The organism is Streptococcus ruminicola, assembly GCF_011387195.1.
Lineage (GTDB): Bacteria > Bacillota > Bacilli > Lactobacillales > Streptococcaceae > Streptococcus > Streptococcus ruminicola.
On record NZ_CP046919.1, the window covers coordinates 1,851,176 to 1,868,556 of the forward strand.

Genomic DNA, 17,381 nt, shown 5'->3' on the forward strand with positions numbered 1-17,381 from the left:
GTTTTTGCTTTAATATAGTATTCAAATCAAATAGCAAACCGAATGATGTCATTCAGGAGAAGAAAGCTTGCCTTTCGCCGAAGGAGTTACGCTCTCAGGTGTCATAGACAGGACTGGGTGATGGACGGACTTCTGGAGAGACCTAGTCATTTTTTAAATGACACTAGTGACCTTTCGTTAGTATGTTTTTAAGGACTGAGTATTGTAATACTAACATGAAAGAACTAGATAGGCGCCGAAGGGGCAAGGCTAGACACACATCTAGCTCAAACTCTCAGGCAAAAGGACAGAAGATAAGAATCGATTAACAGGTAAGGTGTATTATCTTTGTCAGTCTTCTTATCACTTTTCAGGAGTTATCACTACGATAACTCCTTTTTTCTATTCTAACTGGCATCATAGGACGCTATGTTTTATAGGAGACTTATTCGTATATGCTAAACTTTTTTACAATGCTAGATGATATTGTCTGGGGTGCCCCACTGCTTATTCTCTTGGTGGGAACAGGGATTTATTTAACTGTTCGTCTTGGCTTACTCCAGGTTTTAAAATTACCTAAAGCCTTTAAATTAATTTTCGCAGATGATAAAGGTCAAGGGGATATTTCTAGTTTTGCCGCTCTTGCTACTGCTCTTGCAGCAACAGTAGGTACTGGTAACATCGTTGGTGTGGCAACAGCTATCAAAGCTGGTGGTCCTGGAGCCCTCTTTTGGATGTGGATTGCTGCTTTCTTTGGAATGGCAACAAAATACTCTGAAGGACTTCTTGCTATCAAATACCGCACACGCGATGATAACGGCGAAGTTTCTGGTGGACCAATGTACTATATCCTAAATGGTATGGGCAAACGCTGGAAACCACTTGCAATCTTCTTTGCTGTCGCTGGTATCCTTGTTGCTTACTTTGGTATTGGTACTTTCTCACAAGTTAACTCAATTACTTCATCACTTGAAAATTCATTTGGCTTAGCGCCACAGATTGTAAGTATTGTTGTTGCTGTAATTGTTGCCATCATTATCTTCGGTGGAATCAAATCAATTTCAAAAGTTGCTGAGAAAGTTGTTCCTTTCATGGCGATTATCTACATCCTTGCAACTTTAGCTGTCATCTTTACAAACTTTGATCAAATTCTTCCAGCATTTGGTCAAATCTTCACTGGTGCTTTTACTGGTACAGCTGCTGTCGGTGGTTTTGCTGGTGCCGTTGTTAAAGAAGCCATCCAAAAAGGTATCGCGCGTGGGGTCTTCTCAAATGAATCTGGTCTAGGTTCAGCTCCAATAGCTGCTGCCGCTGCAAAAACTGAAGAGCCTGTGGAACAAGGGCTTATCTCAATGACTGGTACTTTCATTGATACAATCATCATCTGTACATTAACTGGACTTTCAATCATCGTAACTGAAAAATGGACAGTTGCAGGTCTTGAAGGTGCTCCGTTAACACAAGCTGCCTTCTCTTCTCTTTTTGGAACTCCAGGAGCACTAGCTCTGACTTTCTGTCTTGTTCTATTTGCTTTTACAACTATTCTTGGTTGGTCATATTACGGTGAACGCTGTTTTGAGTTTCTTTTTGGAACAAAGCACATTAAACTTTACCGAGTAATCTTTGTTATCATGGTTGCTCTTGGTGGTTTCTTGAAGCTTGAGCTTATCTGGATTATTGCTGATATCGTTAATGGCCTCATGGCTCTACCAAACCTTATCTCTCTGCTTGCTCTGTCACCAGTTATTATCCGTGAAACAAAAAACTATTTTGCTCGCATGAAATAAAGCAAACACTCCTGAACGATTTCAGGAGTGTTTTTTAATGTGATTCTAGGTATTGTTCAATCACTTGAAAAACACCTGATTTAGCATTCGATGGTGCTATAAAGTTTGCAGCTGCTTTCACTGTCTTGCTAGCATTTTCCATGGCATAAGAATATTTCGCTAAGCGTAACATAGCGATATCGTTATCACCGTCTCCAAATGTCATGACCTGATCAGCTGAAATGCCTTTTAAGGCCATCAGCTCTTTTATCCCTAGCGCTTTGTCAACACCAGGCAAAACCACATCAATAGCCCCAAATCCGCTTGCCATTGGCACTAAATCAGGAAATTCTTTTCTAAAATCCTGACTAACACTTTCAAACAAAGTCATTGGGAGCTGCATGGTGATTTTATTAATCTTTTCATGTGGCAAGTCAAGCATATTATCAAGTAAAATCACATTTGGAAAGCTGGCATTGTAATACTTCAGACGTTCTGCATTACCAAGATTCTGGCAGGTGTAAGCTCCTTTGGTCATATAAGAATGCTCTGGCGATGAAATCACGATATGATAGTCATCAAAATGATTCTCATAGTATTGTAAAAAGTGCTGCAATTGCTGCGCGCTTAGATTTTTCAGGTAAATCGTCTCGTCCTTAACAAGCAAATGACTACCATTACCAACAACATAGGCCAAACGATTTGCCAAATTTCCAAAAACAATCTTCATTCGTGAGATTTGATTACCAGTCGCCACGACAAATAGAATTTCTCTTTTATCCAGCTCATCCAATAGCTGATCAAAACGCTTGGCATCAAATTGACCTTTTTCATCTAAAAAAGTCCCATCCATATCCACTGCTATGAGTTTTATCATCTTTTTCACCATTTCAATTTTTTCTAATACCATGATAGCAGTTTCAAAAAACTTTAGCAAAAGTACGACGTAAAAAAAGGAAGTATAAATACTTCCTTTTCATTTTAAATATCGTTCACTTTGACAAATGGATTGCCTAAACCATTGATATCACCTGATTGGGTACTTTGTTCTCTCCAAAGCCATTCGATAGGATACCAACCGTTGTTTGCTGCATTATATGGGTCATAAACGTAAGTATTTCCATTTGAATACCCTTTAAGAACAATTTCGTGACTTGTTCCAAATCCCCAAGGTGAGAACTTATCTTGTTGAACAGCAGCCAGAACGTGGTGTCCTTCTTTTAATGCCTCTGACAATTGTGATGAACTATGAATTACCGTTGCTGTCATTCCCCAATGTTGCGCTGCAATCACGACACCTCGTCCAGTTGTTCCAGCATCACCACGATTGAATTCGACTGTATTGTTGTAAAGATAAGCACAGACAGTTGTCGGCAAAATTTCCGTTCCTGTTAATGAAGAAACAACCATAGCTACACTAGTTGGGGCACAAGCTGTTGAAGCCATTCTATAGCCTCCAAAAGTAATATTTGCCCAGCGTCCATCACGCTGATTGTAATAAGGTGTATTGAAGTTCGTACGTTTGACTGTAAATTCTGTTGATGTCAAGAAATACATTTGTCCGTTATCAGATTGGTAAACATGAATGTGATAAGTTCCTGTCCCAGAGTGATTAGCTACATTAACTAGTCCTGTGGCATTTGACCCTGATGTTGTCGCATCATACCATCTGATATCATCTTGATCATTTACATCAGACCAAACGGCATATTTTACAGTACCATTTGAGTAAACACCAGAAACATTAACACCGTAAACACCAGTTCCTTTATAAGTCGTTGAAACACTAGTGGTTACTTCCTTGTTATTAAAAGCATATTGACCAAGGTTATAACCAACAGTTTCACCATCTTTGGTCTTAACATAAACATGGACCGTATAGTCTGCAGAAATGTTATGATGATATTTTTCGTCAACCGTAATAATGACTTTTCCGTTTGAAACGTTTGAACTTGTATACCAATGAAGATTTTTCTGTGCAGAATCAGACCAAGCAGCCACTGTAACACTAGAAATGTCTTTTGAAGACTCTGTTTCCGCAATCACAACTTCTAAGCTACCTTTTGAAGCATCGTAATTTTGAACAACTACTGTTGGTTTTGTTAGTGACTCATTAAAAATTAGATCAACACCGTCTGAGCCTGAAAGGCATGTAAAGGAATGAGTGACTTCATTTGTACCATAAACATGAACATTGTAATGTCCAGACTCAAACTTATGATTTTTAGCGTAGAAAGTGTAGACATAAGAGCCATCTTCTTGCTTAGTAGCATGATACCATTTCATATCATCTTGACCATTTTTACTTGTCCAAGTTGGTAATTGAATATCATGAACATAAACTGGAACATCTGTCACCGTTACTTTTGCAGAATAGTCTGTTAACTTTTCAATTTGAACCCTTACTTCTGGTTTTGTCACGTTAATACTTGTTGCACTGATACATACCATTTTTCCCTTAACAACAGCATAGGTGTGAATAAGATATGTCCCATAATCGCCAGTATACTTAGCCGTTAGTTGACCGTTGGTTGGAACTTTGTACCAAATTAAGTCATCTTGATCATTGTTGGCTGACCAAACGGCATGGTAAACGGTCAAATCTGAGCTAACATCGCTTGGCATGCTGATTTGAATACCGTTAGTCGTTAAAGTTGGCTGAACATGAACATCACTGAAATGGTAATCAGCTTCTATGCTTGTTCCTGTTAGACAAGTTAGGGAATTCGTAACTGCATTCGTTCCATAGACATGAACATTGTATTTACCACCTTCTAGATTGTGTTCAGCAATACTGAAGATTCTTGTAAAGGTGCCATCGGCGTTCTTAGTAGTGCTATACCACTGGATGTCATCCTGACCGCCTTTTTCTGTCCAAGTTGGTAGTTGAATACTAGTGATGTATATTGGGGTATCACTAACTGTCACTTTGTAACTTGTCTCATTAATTTTAGTGATTGTCACTTTAGCACTTGGTTTTGGAACATCAATACTTGTCGCACTGATACATACCATTTTTCCCTTAACAACAGCATAGGTGTGAATAAGATATGTCCCATAATCGCCAGTATACTTAGCTATCAGTTGACCATTAGCTGGAACTTTGTACCAAATCAAATCGTCTTGGTCATTTTTGGCTGACCAAACAGCATGGTAAACGGTCATATCTGAGCTAACATCACTTGGCATGCTAATTTGAATACCATTTGCTGTCAAAGTTGGTTGAACATGAACATCACTGAAATGGTAATCAGATTGGAAGCTTGTGCCTGTTAAACAAGTCAATGAATTCGTAACTGCACTTGTCCCATAAACATGGACATTATATTTACCACTTTCTAGGTTGTGCTCAGCGATACTAAAGGTTCTTGTAAAAGTGCCGTCAGCATTTTGAGTAGTACTATACCACTGAATATCATCCTGACCACCTTTTTCTGTCCAAGTTGGTAGTTGAATACTAGTGATGTAAACTGGAATATCACTGACTGTCACTTTGTAAGTTGTGCCATTGACTTTTGTGATTGTGACCTTAGCACTTGGTTTTGGAACATCAATGGTACGACCATTTAAACCAATCATTTGACCATTGAGATTTTGGTAAGTATGGATATTGTATTTTCCGTATGAACCAGTGTATTTGGCTACGACATGTCCATTGCTATCAGCTGTGTACCAAATAAGATCATCTTGACCATTGACCTCAGACCAAACGGCAAACATGATTTTAGCACCTGCTGGAATGGTCTGGTTGTACTGAATATCAAAACCTTTGTTCGTTAAGGTCGCACTGGTTACTTCGTCTGTAGCGTTTCCTGTTGCTCTGCGTTCAGCAACAAGTTTTTGATTGTCATTAGCAGTAATTTCAAGCTTAACGTTTTGTGATTCATCCGTAAGCTGACTGTTAGCATTAGCATCAACGATTGACTCAGTTTGATTTTCAGAAAGATTGTCAACCTGCTCAGACTCAGCACCTGTGGAATTACTGCCATCAGTAACTGCTGATTTATCGTCATTTACTTCTGTTTGCTCAGTAGTTGTCGTACTTTGCTCACCATTAATTGAACTAGATGCTGACTCAGAATTAAGCTCATTTGCCTTATCATTTTCTGGCAAATCACTAGTTTCTTCAGACAAACCAGCATCAGCCTGATAATTTTCACTATTGACATCAGCTAACACGCTATTAACAGTGGCGCTCGTACTTGCTTGCACTTCATCAGCGCAAACACCACCAGCTCCAATAGCCGTCAGCAAGACACCTGATAACAAAAGTGTTCCAATAACACCGTAGGCTTTTGATTTTTTTATTGTTCCGTGACCTTTAACTCTCATAATAATCTCCAATAAACTTTTTAATCTTTAAGTTTATTCTATCACTTTTTATGAAAAAGCGCTTTCTTATTTTCCGTTTATTTCAAAAAATCCCCGCTAAAAGAGCGAGGAATTTATTTATCAGTTTTAATCTTCACTTGCTTCATCAATGGCTTTTTGGCCATTTGTTGAAAGAACTTCTTTATACCAGTAGAAACTGTCTTTTGGTGTGCGATTTAGGGTTCCATTGCCTTCATCATCCATATCAACGTAGATGAAACCATAACGTTTACGCATTTCACCTGTACCAGCTGAGACGATATCGATACAACCCCACGTAGTGTAACCAATAAGGTCAACACCGTTGTCAATAGCATTTGCCATGGCATTAATATGTGCACGGTGATAATCAATGCGATAATCATCGTGAATTGAGCCATCTTCTTCAACAGTATCAAAGGCTCCAAGACCATTTTCAACAACCATCAATGGAATTTCATAGCGGTCATAGATTTTTTCAAGATAATATTGAAGTCCCATTGGATCATGCGCCCAACCCCAATCAGAATAAGTCAAGTAAGGATTTTTAGCACCTGCTGAGAAGTTACCTGAAACTTGCTCACCACCAGTATGAGTTGTCACATTATTTGACATGTAATATGAGAAAGTATACATATCAACCGTACCACGTTTCAGATCTTCAAGGTCTTCTTCTGTAATATCCAATTCAACATTGTGTTCTTTCCAGAGACGTTTGGCATAGGTACCGTATTTTCCTTTTGCTTGCACATCACCACAGTAGTAAATGCCTGATTGCCATTTGTGTTCATTAGCAAGGATATCTGCTGGATCACATGTGCCAGGATAAAATGTAATACCACAAATCATATTACCAATCATGAAATCAGGATTGATGGCATGCCCAATTTGAACAGCTTTAGCTGATGCTACAAATTGATGGTGAAGAATTTGATAACCTTCTTGATAGTCAGCATCACTGGCTTTTGAACCAAACATATCAAGGAACATGGTTGTGTTATTGATTTCATTGAAAGTTAACCAGTATTTAACCAAGTCTTTGTATTCGTTAAAAATAACCTCACAATAACGCACATAAAAATCAATCAGCTTACGATTTTTCCAACCGCCATAATTTTCTTCAAGTGCCAATGGCGTATCAAAATGCCAAATTGAAACCAAAGGTTCAATATTGTATTTACGGCATTCTTCAAAGACTGAACGGTAGAAATCAAGCCCTGCTTGGTTAGGTTCTTTGTCATCACCATTTGGGAAAATACGAGCCCAAGAAATTGACAAACGAAAAACAGAGTAACCCATTTCAGCAAACAACTTGATGTCTTCTTTGTAACGGTGATAAAAATCAACAGCCACATGGTTTGGATAATGCTCTGTATCGAGCACGGCGTATTTAGCGCCTTCAGGAATCTTACCATTATGGCCCATAGCTGGCGCTTTACCAGGTTTACCATCTTTGTCGATATAAGTCATGTAACGTGGCGCATTGACTGACCCACCAGTTGTCACATCAGTTGCAACAAGTCCTCGACCATCTTCGTTATAAGCACCTTCGGCTTGGTTAGCAGCAATTGCTCCGCCCCAAAGGAAGTTTTTTGGAAATGCTTTTGTCATATATCTTTTCCCTCTTTCAATTAAGTACAATAATAGTATACCGTTATTTGAAAGCGCAATCTTGCATTATTATCTTGGAAAATGATACTATCCCACTACAAATACGCTGACAAAATCTCAGACACCACACGATAACCATCGACATTAAGGTGAAGGCCATCAACCGTACGATTTAGTGGCAACTCACCACTTTCATCGCACAAAGCACCATGAAGATTAAGGTATGTCACACCATCTCCTGACAAGTCAGACAACAAAGCATTTAATCGATTGATACTATCATTATTACGATGACTTGGTGTGCGGACGAATCTTGGTGACTCATTCATTGGAAAAACAGAAAGCAAGATAATCTGAGTTTCAGGCAACTTTTGTTGAATAGTAGCTATGATAGTCTCAATCGTTTCACGCACTTCTTCTGGCTGTCTGGTCTTTAAATCATTAACCCCAATCAAGAGAACAACTTTACTTGGTTTCAAATCTAAAACTTGTGTATTCAGATGTTCTAAAAGCTGCAAACTGTTGATGCCATGAACACCGCGGTTATAAAGCGGTAAATCCGACGTCAGCATTTCATGAATAGGAAAAAACTCAGTGATAGAATCTCCAGCAAAGACAACATTTGGCTGTTTTACCAGTTGATTCAAAGCGTCGTATTTTTCCCACAACTGTGCTTGTTGGTCAGCTAAGATTTGCTTACGAAATTCTATCACATCAGCTTTGTGATATAGTTCTTGAAAATCAGTCATTTTTTCTCCTTTTTGACTATTCTATCACAAATCTGACTCATTCAAGAAATGACGAGCAAGAACTTGCAAAACACCATTTTCTTGATTTGACGGAGCTTGATAGTTGGCTACGTTTTTAATTTCCTGCGGAGCATTTGCCATCGCAAAAGAATATTTAGCCAGTTTTAACATCTCAATATCATTGCCACCGTCACCAAAAACCATCAGATTTTCAGGACCATAGCCCCAGTGATTGAGCAAGAAATCAAGGCCAGTTCCTTTATGCACATGCGATGGAATGACATCAATACAACCAAAACCACTAGAGGTTGCCGTTAGTTGATAATCCGCAAATAAAGTGTTAATTTCATCTCTCACTTGGAAAGTCAATTCATCACGAACCAGTAAAGTGACTTTAAAATAATCATCCTCAGGAATTGGATGTAGATTATCAACGTATTTTAAAACAGGCAAATAATAGCTAAGCAAATCCTTGATTTTTTTCGGTGTCGACATTGGCAAGTATGACGATGCCTTTCCTGCCAAGTTAATCACCGTATCTGGATAATGTTTTTCGATATAATTAACCAAAGCAGAAATGGCTTCTACTGTTTCAAATTCTTCCTGCAAAGTTCGACCATTTTCAATGATGTGACCGCCATTTTCAGCCACAAAAGACATTAAATGTTTGTGTTTAGGAAATTGTTGGATAATCTGACGATACTGGTTACCACTTGCCACCACAAATTTGATGCCTTCTGCCATAAAACGATCAAACAAACGATCAAATAAAACCTTGTCATAAGTCTTTTTATCTGTTAAAAAGGTTCCGTCCATATCAGTTGCAATTACTTTTACTGTCATAACACCCTCCTTGTCCCCCATTATACGCTAGCTTTCTGAAAAAAGCTTTGAGTATATTCAGAAAAAATGATACTATGACACGAAAAAAGATGATTTAGTTTAAAAATCATCTTTCCATAAATATTTTAAAAATCCACTTGATCAGGATTAGGTGCACTAGACTCAACTTTTAAATTCGTTAACTTATCCATATCTTCATCTGACATAGTCACACCAAAAGCATCAAAATTACTCTCAATTCTTTTAGGAGTTACAGATTTTGGTAATGGAAGAAATCCTTGTTGAAGGCTCCAAGTTAAAACCAACTTAGCAACTGATGTCTGATATTTTTCAGCCAATTCTTTTAAGAATGGGTGATTAAAAACATCCCCTTGACCAAATGGACTCCAAGCTTCAATTAAAATGTCATTTTGATTGCAAAAATCAACTACTTCTTTTTGATAAATTCCCGGTGAAAGTCTAATTTGATTAACGCTTGGTTTAATCCTTGCTGTTTTTAAAAGGGCTTCTAAGTGATGTGGTAAGAAATTGCTGACACCTATGCTGCGAATTTTTCCTGCTGCTACTGCCTCTTCCATTGCTTTCCAAATCGAACGATTTCTTTCTTCCCAGTTTTCCCTGAAAGCAAGCGGATTTGGCCAATGAATTAAGTACAAATCAACAAAGTCAAGGCCTAACTTTTCTAATGAAGTATCAATAGCTTCCCTAGCTTCTTGATAGTTCCCAACATTATTCCAAAGTTTTGTGGTTACAAAAATCTCTTTTCTATCAATGCCACTATCTCTTATAGCCTGACCAACGCTTTCCTCGTTTCCGTAAATTGCTGCTGTATCAATATGACGGTAACCAACTTTCAACGCAGTCTTTACAGCTTGATAGGCCTCTTCTCCATTTTTAGATTGCCAAGTTCCAAAACCAAGTTTTGGAATAAGGTTTCCATCATTTAAAAGATAATTTTCCATTATGTACTCTCCCATATTCTTTTTCAATAGTTAAACTTTAATTATTACCTCATACGAATTTCCCAGACTGTATTCTCAGCCTTACAAGCATACAGAATTCCTTGAGCGACATCATCTGCTGTCTCCCAATGTGCTGCTTCTACACTTTCTTTCGTTCTTCCATAACCAACTTCAAATTCAGTCTTTGTAGCACTTGGACAAACAACACAAGTTTTAATTCCTTGTGAGCGTAATTCTTTATCAATCGCTTGTGATAATCCGCGCTGAGCAAATTTTGTCATCGTATAAATTGTTTCATCTCCATGACCAACATGACCAGTTACAGAAGATACGAAAATAATTTTACCTTGACGTTTTTTCAGCATTTCGATAGCTGCATATTTTGAAAAAATAAATGATGAAAAAACGTTAGTATCCATTATTTCGTAATAGTCATCACTAGTTGATTCAACCAAAGGAATTAATTTACCAATACCGGCATTGTTAACTAAAATATCAATCCTTCCAAAGGTTTCAATTGCTAATGAAACTGTTTGAATAGCTGTCTTTTCTTGGCAAACATCACCAACGTAATAGACAACCTTACTTCCCATTGCTTCACATTTTTCTTTCACTTCTTTTAGCCGTTCTTCACGTCTAGCTGTCAATACTAAGTGACAACCTTCAGATGCTAATGCGTAAGCTGTTGCGCGGCCAATTCCTGAACTTGCGCCAGTAATAATAGCAACTTGTCCTTTTAATTTAGTCATATCAATTCTCCACATCATTTTCAATTGTTTTTAAAAGCTTCGCTGGGACCCCTGCAACTACATAATTATCTGGAACATTTTTTGTAACCACAGCACCTGCTGCCACTACAACATTATTTCCAATAGTTACACCTGGCAAAATCGTAACATTTCCACCAATCCAAACATCATTACCAATAATTACTGGCTTGGCAATACCAAGATTGTCACGTCTGCCTTGTGGGGTTAGTGGATGATTGACCGTAGTAATCATAGTATTTGGACCAATCATAACGTGATGACCAATACGAACTTCTGCCACATCTAAAATAATGCCATTATAATTCATCAAAAAATGCTCACCAACATGGATATTTTTTCCATTATCACAATTAAAATTTGGAAAAACCGAAACATCCTCACCAACTGATCCAAATAAATCTTTTATTGCAGCTGTTCTTTTTTCTACGTCTAAAATATCGATAGCATTTAAAACTTGACATTTTCGTAAAGCCTCTTTTTTGATTTTTTCAATATCTGGATCCGTAAAACAATAAGGTAAACCAGCCTCTAATTTTTCAAGTTCTGTCATCTATGACTCCTTTCGAATGAATAGCATCAGTGAGGTGATTTGCACGGTAATCAAGTGGTTTTTCACCAGTCACTTTTTTAAATATTTTTGTAAAATAGCTCTGCGAACTGAAAGCAAGTGTTTCTGATATTTCCAGTAATGAATAATCAGATTCTAACAACATGTTCTTTGCAACTGAAATTTTTTGAGTTTGAATATAAGACTTAACAGACTGATTCATTCGTTCTTTAAACAATTTTGAAATATAATTACTTGAATAACCAGTATGCTTAGACAAATCAGATAAATGAATCACCTCATGTAAGTGCAACTCTATGTATTCTATGCAGCGTAAAATAGGTAAAGCTTTAGCTTGATCAAGCTTACTTTGCCTGACAAGTTTTGTGAAAGTCGTAAACATTTCAACTTGTAATTCAAAAATATCTGGCACATTATCAATCTTATCAACTTTTTGAATGTAAAGGTCACTGGTATTAAAAGCAACTTCTTCATCCAGTCAACCTTGGATAGCAAAGCGCGTGGCGAGCGTAACAGAAGCAACAAAAAGATATTGGTAATTTCTAACTGGATTTTCCGATAGATGCCCTGTCAAATTTGACTGGAACATTTGTTTAGTAGCTGTTAAAGCATTTTCTAAATCACCATTTTTAAGATAAATATATTGTCTCAATTCTTCATCATAACGATGATGACGTTTCTTTCTCTCACGATTTAAAAAAGCCTGATAATCTATCTCTTTTCGAGTAATCGCGTTTGACACTTCGTCACCTCCTCTTTATTCATTTCTCAATTGAATTGTACTAAAAAATTATTTTTTTTGTACACTAATCATGCTCAATTTCGTAGATTAGATTGAATTATTACCAAATTCTAGTGAAAACTACCAAAAAGAACCAGTAAGATTTCTTATAATATACACATAAAATCTAATTATTCTATCCAACCTAAATAGTATTAAAAAATCTTGATTATTTTACCCAAGACAAAAAAAGAACGGGAAAACCCGCTCTTAATTTTTATTAAGCTTCTACGCCTTCTTCTTTGAGAAGTTTCAAATCATACATTTTAAGGAATGGGAACCAAACAAAGAATGCTGCTACAGCACAAACAAGAGCTGTAATAACGGCACCGATGTTACCACCTGATCCGATGTAAGCACCAAGACCGATTGGTGTTGGCCATGGAGTTTGAATGATAGATACAGCGGCAAAACCAAGTTTGATTGACCAATATGCGATTGAAGCACTCACGATTGGTGCCAAGATGAATGGAAGGGCAAGAATTGGGTTGTATACAACTGGAAGACCAAAGATAAGTGGTTCATTGATATTGAAGATTGCAGGACCCATAGCTGCACGACCAAGCATTTTAAGTTGAGATGATTTAGCTGCTACTGCAAGCCATACACAGGCAAGAAGCATTGCACCAGAACCACCCATGATAACGTATGAGTTTGAGAATTCACCGGCAAATGCGATGTGAGCTCCATCAACGTTTTCTGCCATGTTTGACAAAAGGATTGGGTTAACAAGACCCATGACAATGTTAGCACCGTGAATACCAACAATCCACAAAGCATGAACAAGAAGGTAAATAACAACAATACCAAGCCAAGAGTTTGCGATGTGTTTAACAAATCCAAATGGAATAGCAACAACGTTGTAGATATCAGTACCAAGTGAAATGAAGATACCATTGATGATAAGAACAACAAATGCAACAACTGCTGCTGGAATCAAAGCTGAGAATGAACGAGCAACACCTGAAGGAACAGCTTCTGGCATTTTTACAACCCAATTGCGTTTAATACAAGTTTTGTAAAGTTGTACAGCAAGAAGTGCCATCAAAATAGCTGTAAACATACCTGAAGTTGACAAACGGTCTAGGCTGTTACCACCAACAGTCCAACCATTGATAGTAGCACCTTTAACGTTCAAATATTCAAATGCACCATTTTTGACAAATAGTTGTGGAATTGTCAAGAAGTATGCAAATACTGAAAGCAAAGCACCGTAAACTGGATCTACATCAAGTTCATCTTCATCAGCGAAGATCTTTGTGTATTCATAACCAATAACAATGGCAAAGTATAAAGACAAGATACCCATTGTACAGTTGTAAGCTTGCAAGTAAAGCGGTGCAATCTTATCAACTGAGTTTGCCCAAATAGTGGCTAAGGCAGGAATTGGAAAGGCTTGTGGAATAATGCTCAAGACAAGGAACATTGACCCCACGATAGTAAATGGAATACTGGCCATACCAGCGGCAACAATTGCACGGACAGGACGCCAAGCAGATACTTTAGCCATTGGCCCCATCAAGTACTTTTCTAAGAATTCAAACATTTTCTTCTCCTCCTAAAAACTGTTGAATTTTTTATAAACTAATTAATTGATGCCAAATATTGTTGAATGCGGTAATATTGTTTGTCTGCATTTCGATTGATACGTCCAAGTTTTACTAACATCCATGATGCAATCATAATCCCGAGTAAAAGCACCACAAGAAGGAAAATTTGAGTCGTACCATTTTCAGACAAGAATGGATAAAAGTATGGATATTGATTAAATAAAGTAGCAATCATTAAAATGACATTTAATGCAATAATCGTTTGGAAATAAAATTGCGTTTTAACCGCAGGCTTTTGCTCCCTTGAATACATTCGCGATTGTTCCCACATACAAATGGCACCAAAGACAGCCATAAGAACTGGAATGATAACTAAGCTGAAGTTACTAGCAGATAAGAACATCAAGATCCAGTACAGATTGATGAAAAAGAAGAAAGCAACCACATAACGAATGAGAAAATATCGCGTGTAATACATGTTTTTAATCCCATTTTCACGTCTTGTAGCATCTAATTCTCTTTTTTCTTTCTCTGTTAAAGCAGCCATAGCTATCCCCTTTCTTGCCTAACTAACCAAGTTTTTTGTACAGATTTAACATTTCAAGCGCCACTTCACGAAGTGTCATTGTTGTCATCAAATGGTCTTGGGCATGGACCATAATGATTTCAACATTAATCTCTTTACCACCTGCATATTCTTGTAACAAGTGAGTTTGTGATTGGTGTGCTTTTAGCAGTTCATCATTTGATTCTTTCAACTTTTCTTCTGCTAGCGCGTAATCTCCATCACGCATAGCATCAAATGCTTCGTGGACGATTGAACGTGCGTTACCAGAATTTAAGATAATCTCAAATGCTGCAACTTGCAATTCTTCTGAATTCATATAACTCCTACTTCCTTTTTAAATCGTTAAAAATATTTTTTTAAATTCATCAAATGATTGGCAAGCTAACATTTGTTCTTGAAGTTTTGGATTATCAACCAAATCAACAATGGCAGATGTCAACTCTGGTAGTCCATCATTATCATGAATTGACATTGACATTAAAAAGATAATTTTGATTGATGGATATTGTTTATCCCATTTCACACCATTTTTAACAATCGCTACTGCAAAATGATGTTTGCTACCGACGGCTTTCAAAGGATGAGGTACGGCAATATTTTCCCCGAATACGATGGAACTCATAGATTCCCGCTGTTTCATCATATTAAGAAGTCGTTCCTCAAATTGCTCATTTTCATTTTGTGAAATGCTCTGAGCTAGTTTTTGCAATACCTCTTCTTTTGAAGCGTCCGATAGTAGAAAGAAATAGTCTTCTGAGAAGTAATCGTCAAATACATCGCTTACACTGAGTTCTGATTGACGATCTACTAGATTTGGTAAAGACCTATTCAAATGAGAAATTCCCTGTTTAATATCCTTTAACTCTTCATCATTTAAGAAAACTGAAACCGTAAAGACTGGAATATTGAAAATCAAGTTTGACAAGTCAATAGAAGAAACGATAAAATCAATTCCTTTTAACTTTTCATCATTGATTTCATAATAGCCAATCACATCCGTAATTGAAACCAAGTTCCCGAGCTCGTTTTCAATTCGGCTCTTAAGCATTTGAGCACTGCCGTATCCCGTAGCACAGATGACCAGAACATTGTATTTACGTTGTTCTTTGTATCTTTCTTTGGCAGCCATAAAATGCAGAGCAATGTAGGCGATTTCATTTGGTGATAAAGTGTAAGCACTGAAAGTTGGCATATTAGCTACAACACGTTCAGCTAGTTGATACATGTCGCGATAATTGGCTTGAATTTCCGCTGTCAAAGGGTTTTCCATAACAACCCTGCTTTGCAAGCGAATGAACATGGTTGATAGATGAGCAAGCAAGCCCTCAATCAATTGGAAGTCATTCTTAACAGTTGGATTAATTTGGTCAATACTGTCAATCAATTCCTGACGCATTTGCTCTTGCAAAACTTCTGAAATGTGACAAGCACTCCCGTGACCTTTTGAAACCAAGTGGAGAGTAATGTAATCAACTTCTTCTGCTGGAAAATCAATGTGCGTAGATACTGAAACACGTTTTAAAATATTTTCAGCAATTTGACGTTCTGCCAAACCTCTCAGTACCAGTTCATCTTCTGACACCTTGCTAATGCGAAAACCTTCGGTAATGCGACGGATTGCTAAAGCAATGTGGATGACTAGATTTTGAATCACAAAGTCTGATAATTTAAGACCACCTTCCCGACATTCATCCAGAACAATGATGGTTAGCTCTTCAAAAGAAATCTCTTGATTAAGCAACTCATTATCAACGTATGAATGCATGGTGTTAATAAAACCAGAATCAATAAAGTAATCCATGATGAAACGACGTTTATCACGTTCTTGTCCTAAGACGTAAACCCCTTTATTGGCTTTGCTTTCAATTTTCAAATGATAAGGTTTAAATTTTTGTCTTATCTTTTTAAAATCACTAGATAATGTTGATCGACTAACAAACAACTCATCTGCTAAATCATCAAAATAAATTTCATTTTGTTCAAACAAAAGTTTGTTTAACAGATAATTGTAACGATCATTGATATCCGTAATGTTTTGGTAATTATTGTGATGGTCATTGATATGATTTTCCTCTAAGAAATCAGCATAAGCATCATCATCTACGATGTCTAGCTTATAGCCATAACCTTGCTTGGAAATCAAATCAATGCCTGAGTAAAAATCTAATTTTTCAACAAGTGTTTTATAGTAAGTTCTAATTGTTCTATCCGAACATCCCATGTGCGCTGCTAGTTCTTTACTAGTTACAAATTGTTCTTTATCTTTTGTTAGATATTGAATAATTTGCTTTTCTTTTTTGTTTAACACAGAAAAGGACACCTCCAAACAACAATAGAACTATTATATCACATTAGGCATTAGATGTTTTCTTTCACCAAAGCTGCCATTTTTTCAATTCCCATTGGAATTGGAATGTAAGCTTGTGGTGGAATTTGAACGATTGGTTTGTTTTTCTTAGCAGCAGCATCTGCTAATTGTTTGAAGTTCATTTTTGTTTGTGGGCTGACAAGATACAAATCATATTTATCAGCTTCAATACGTTTTTGACCTTCCGGAACACCAACGGCATCCATTTCGATGTCTTCACCTTTTTCTTGAAGGTATGTCATCGTTTTTTTAGCAATCATTGATGATGACATACCGCCTGCACAGATAATTAAAGCTTGTTTAGCCATAATGTGAATCTCCTTTGTTTTTTGTTTACAATGATATTATATGAAAACGCATCCATTATGTAAACGCATTCTTTTTCCTTTGCAATACGGAAAAAATTCCTACTATTGCGGAAATTACTGTAAAATCTAGCTTTTTTCCGCATTGAAAAATTCCCACTACGGAAAATACTTGTTTTTTTAGAAAAAAAGAGACAGACTAGAAAACTAG

The 17,381-nt window shown here is 37.0% G+C and carries 16 protein-coding genes and 1 riboswitch; of the genes, 1 reads left to right on the top strand and 15 read right to left on the bottom strand.

What is annotated here, in order from left to right:
- The first annotated feature begins 122 nt into the window (after window positions 1-122).
- Window positions 123-300, top strand: a riboswitch (glycine riboswitch).
- A gap of 134 nt (window positions 301-434) precedes the next feature.
- The gene (locus tag GPZ88_RS09390; RefSeq protein ID WP_166044232.1) at window positions 435-1,766 is read left to right on the top strand and encodes an alanine/glycine:cation symporter family protein; all 1,332 of its coding nucleotides are present in this window, start codon (window positions 435-437) and stop codon (window positions 1,764-1,766) included.
- A gap of 34 nt (window positions 1,767-1,800) precedes the next feature.
- Here GPZ88_RS09390 and GPZ88_RS09395 read toward each other — a convergent pair whose 3' ends face one another.
- The 15 genes from GPZ88_RS09395 to GPZ88_RS09460 form a co-directional block, all read right to left on the bottom strand.
- A complete protein-coding gene (locus tag GPZ88_RS09395; protein WP_166044383.1) occupies window positions 1,801-2,622 on the bottom strand; it encodes a Cof-type HAD-IIB family hydrolase in 822 nt (273 codons plus the stop codon).
- Window positions 2,623-2,726: 104 nt separating this feature from the next.
- Window positions 2,727-6,077 (bottom strand): GBS Bsp-like repeat-containing protein, encoded by a 3,351-nt coding sequence (locus GPZ88_RS09400; RefSeq protein ID WP_166044234.1) that lies wholly within the window; start codon window positions 6,075-6,077, stop codon window positions 2,727-2,729.
- Window positions 6,078-6,203: 126 nt separating this feature from the next.
- The gene (locus GPZ88_RS09405; RefSeq protein WP_166044235.1) at window positions 6,204-7,706 is read right to left on the bottom strand and encodes a glycoside hydrolase family 1 protein; all 1,503 of its coding nucleotides are present in this window, start codon (window positions 7,704-7,706) and stop codon (window positions 6,204-6,206) included.
- Between the two features lie 95 nt (window positions 7,707-7,801).
- A complete protein-coding gene (locus tag GPZ88_RS09410) occupies window positions 7,802-8,455 on the bottom strand; it encodes an SGNH/GDSL hydrolase family protein (RefSeq protein ID WP_166044237.1) in 654 nt (217 codons plus the stop codon).
- 24 nt (window positions 8,456-8,479) lie between these two features.
- Window positions 8,480-9,298 carry a Cof-type HAD-IIB family hydrolase gene (locus tag GPZ88_RS09415; protein WP_039696819.1) on the bottom strand — a complete coding sequence of 273 codons (819 nt, stop codon included), beginning with the start codon at window positions 9,296-9,298 and terminating at the stop codon, window positions 8,480-8,482.
- 125 nt (window positions 9,299-9,423) lie between these two features.
- Window positions 9,424-10,260, bottom strand: coding sequence for an aldo/keto reductase (locus GPZ88_RS09420; RefSeq protein WP_166044239.1), 837 nt, complete (start codon window positions 10,258-10,260; stop codon window positions 9,424-9,426).
- A gap of 44 nt (window positions 10,261-10,304) precedes the next feature.
- On the bottom strand, window positions 10,305-11,009 hold the full coding sequence (locus GPZ88_RS09425; protein ID WP_240915087.1) for an SDR family NAD(P)-dependent oxidoreductase: 705 nt from the start codon (window positions 11,007-11,009) through the stop codon (window positions 10,305-10,307).
- Window position 11,010: 1 nt separating this feature from the next.
- Window positions 11,011-11,580: a sugar O-acetyltransferase gene (locus GPZ88_RS09430; RefSeq protein WP_074563804.1), complete on the bottom strand. Its 570-nt coding sequence runs from the start codon at window positions 11,578-11,580 to the stop codon at window positions 11,011-11,013.
- Window positions 11,567-12,010: a helix-turn-helix domain-containing protein gene (locus tag GPZ88_RS10385; RefSeq protein WP_240915088.1), complete on the bottom strand. Its 444-nt coding sequence runs from the start codon at window positions 12,008-12,010 to the stop codon at window positions 11,567-11,569. Before GPZ88_RS10385 ends, GPZ88_RS09430 begins: the two co-directional genes overlap by 14 nt.
- Before the next feature lie 66 nt (window positions 12,011-12,076).
- The gene (locus GPZ88_RS10390; RefSeq protein ID WP_240915089.1) at window positions 12,077-12,340 is read right to left on the bottom strand and encodes a hypothetical protein; all 264 of its coding nucleotides are present in this window, start codon (window positions 12,338-12,340) and stop codon (window positions 12,077-12,079) included.
- Between the two features lie 259 nt (window positions 12,341-12,599).
- On the bottom strand, window positions 12,600-13,925 hold the full coding sequence (gene celB / locus GPZ88_RS09440; protein ID WP_021142389.1) for a PTS cellobiose transporter subunit IIC: 1,326 nt from the start codon (window positions 13,923-13,925) through the stop codon (window positions 12,600-12,602).
- A 38-nt stretch (window positions 13,926-13,963) separates the two neighbouring features.
- The gene (locus tag GPZ88_RS09445; protein WP_166044243.1) at window positions 13,964-14,476 is read right to left on the bottom strand and encodes a hypothetical protein; all 513 of its coding nucleotides are present in this window, start codon (window positions 14,474-14,476) and stop codon (window positions 13,964-13,966) included.
- Window positions 14,477-14,498: 22 nt separating this feature from the next.
- A complete protein-coding gene (locus tag GPZ88_RS09450; RefSeq protein ID WP_004231937.1) occupies window positions 14,499-14,813 on the bottom strand; it encodes a PTS cellobiose transporter subunit IIA in 315 nt (104 codons plus the stop codon).
- An 18-nt stretch (window positions 14,814-14,831) separates the two neighbouring features.
- Window positions 14,832-16,805, bottom strand: coding sequence for a BglG family transcription antiterminator (locus GPZ88_RS09455; protein ID WP_166044245.1), 1,974 nt, complete (start codon window positions 16,803-16,805; stop codon window positions 14,832-14,834).
- A gap of 50 nt (window positions 16,806-16,855) precedes the next feature.
- A complete protein-coding gene (locus GPZ88_RS09460) occupies window positions 16,856-17,173 on the bottom strand; it encodes a PTS cellobiose transporter subunit IIB (protein WP_021142392.1) in 318 nt (105 codons plus the stop codon).
- Window positions 17,174-17,381: the final 208 nt, after the last annotated feature.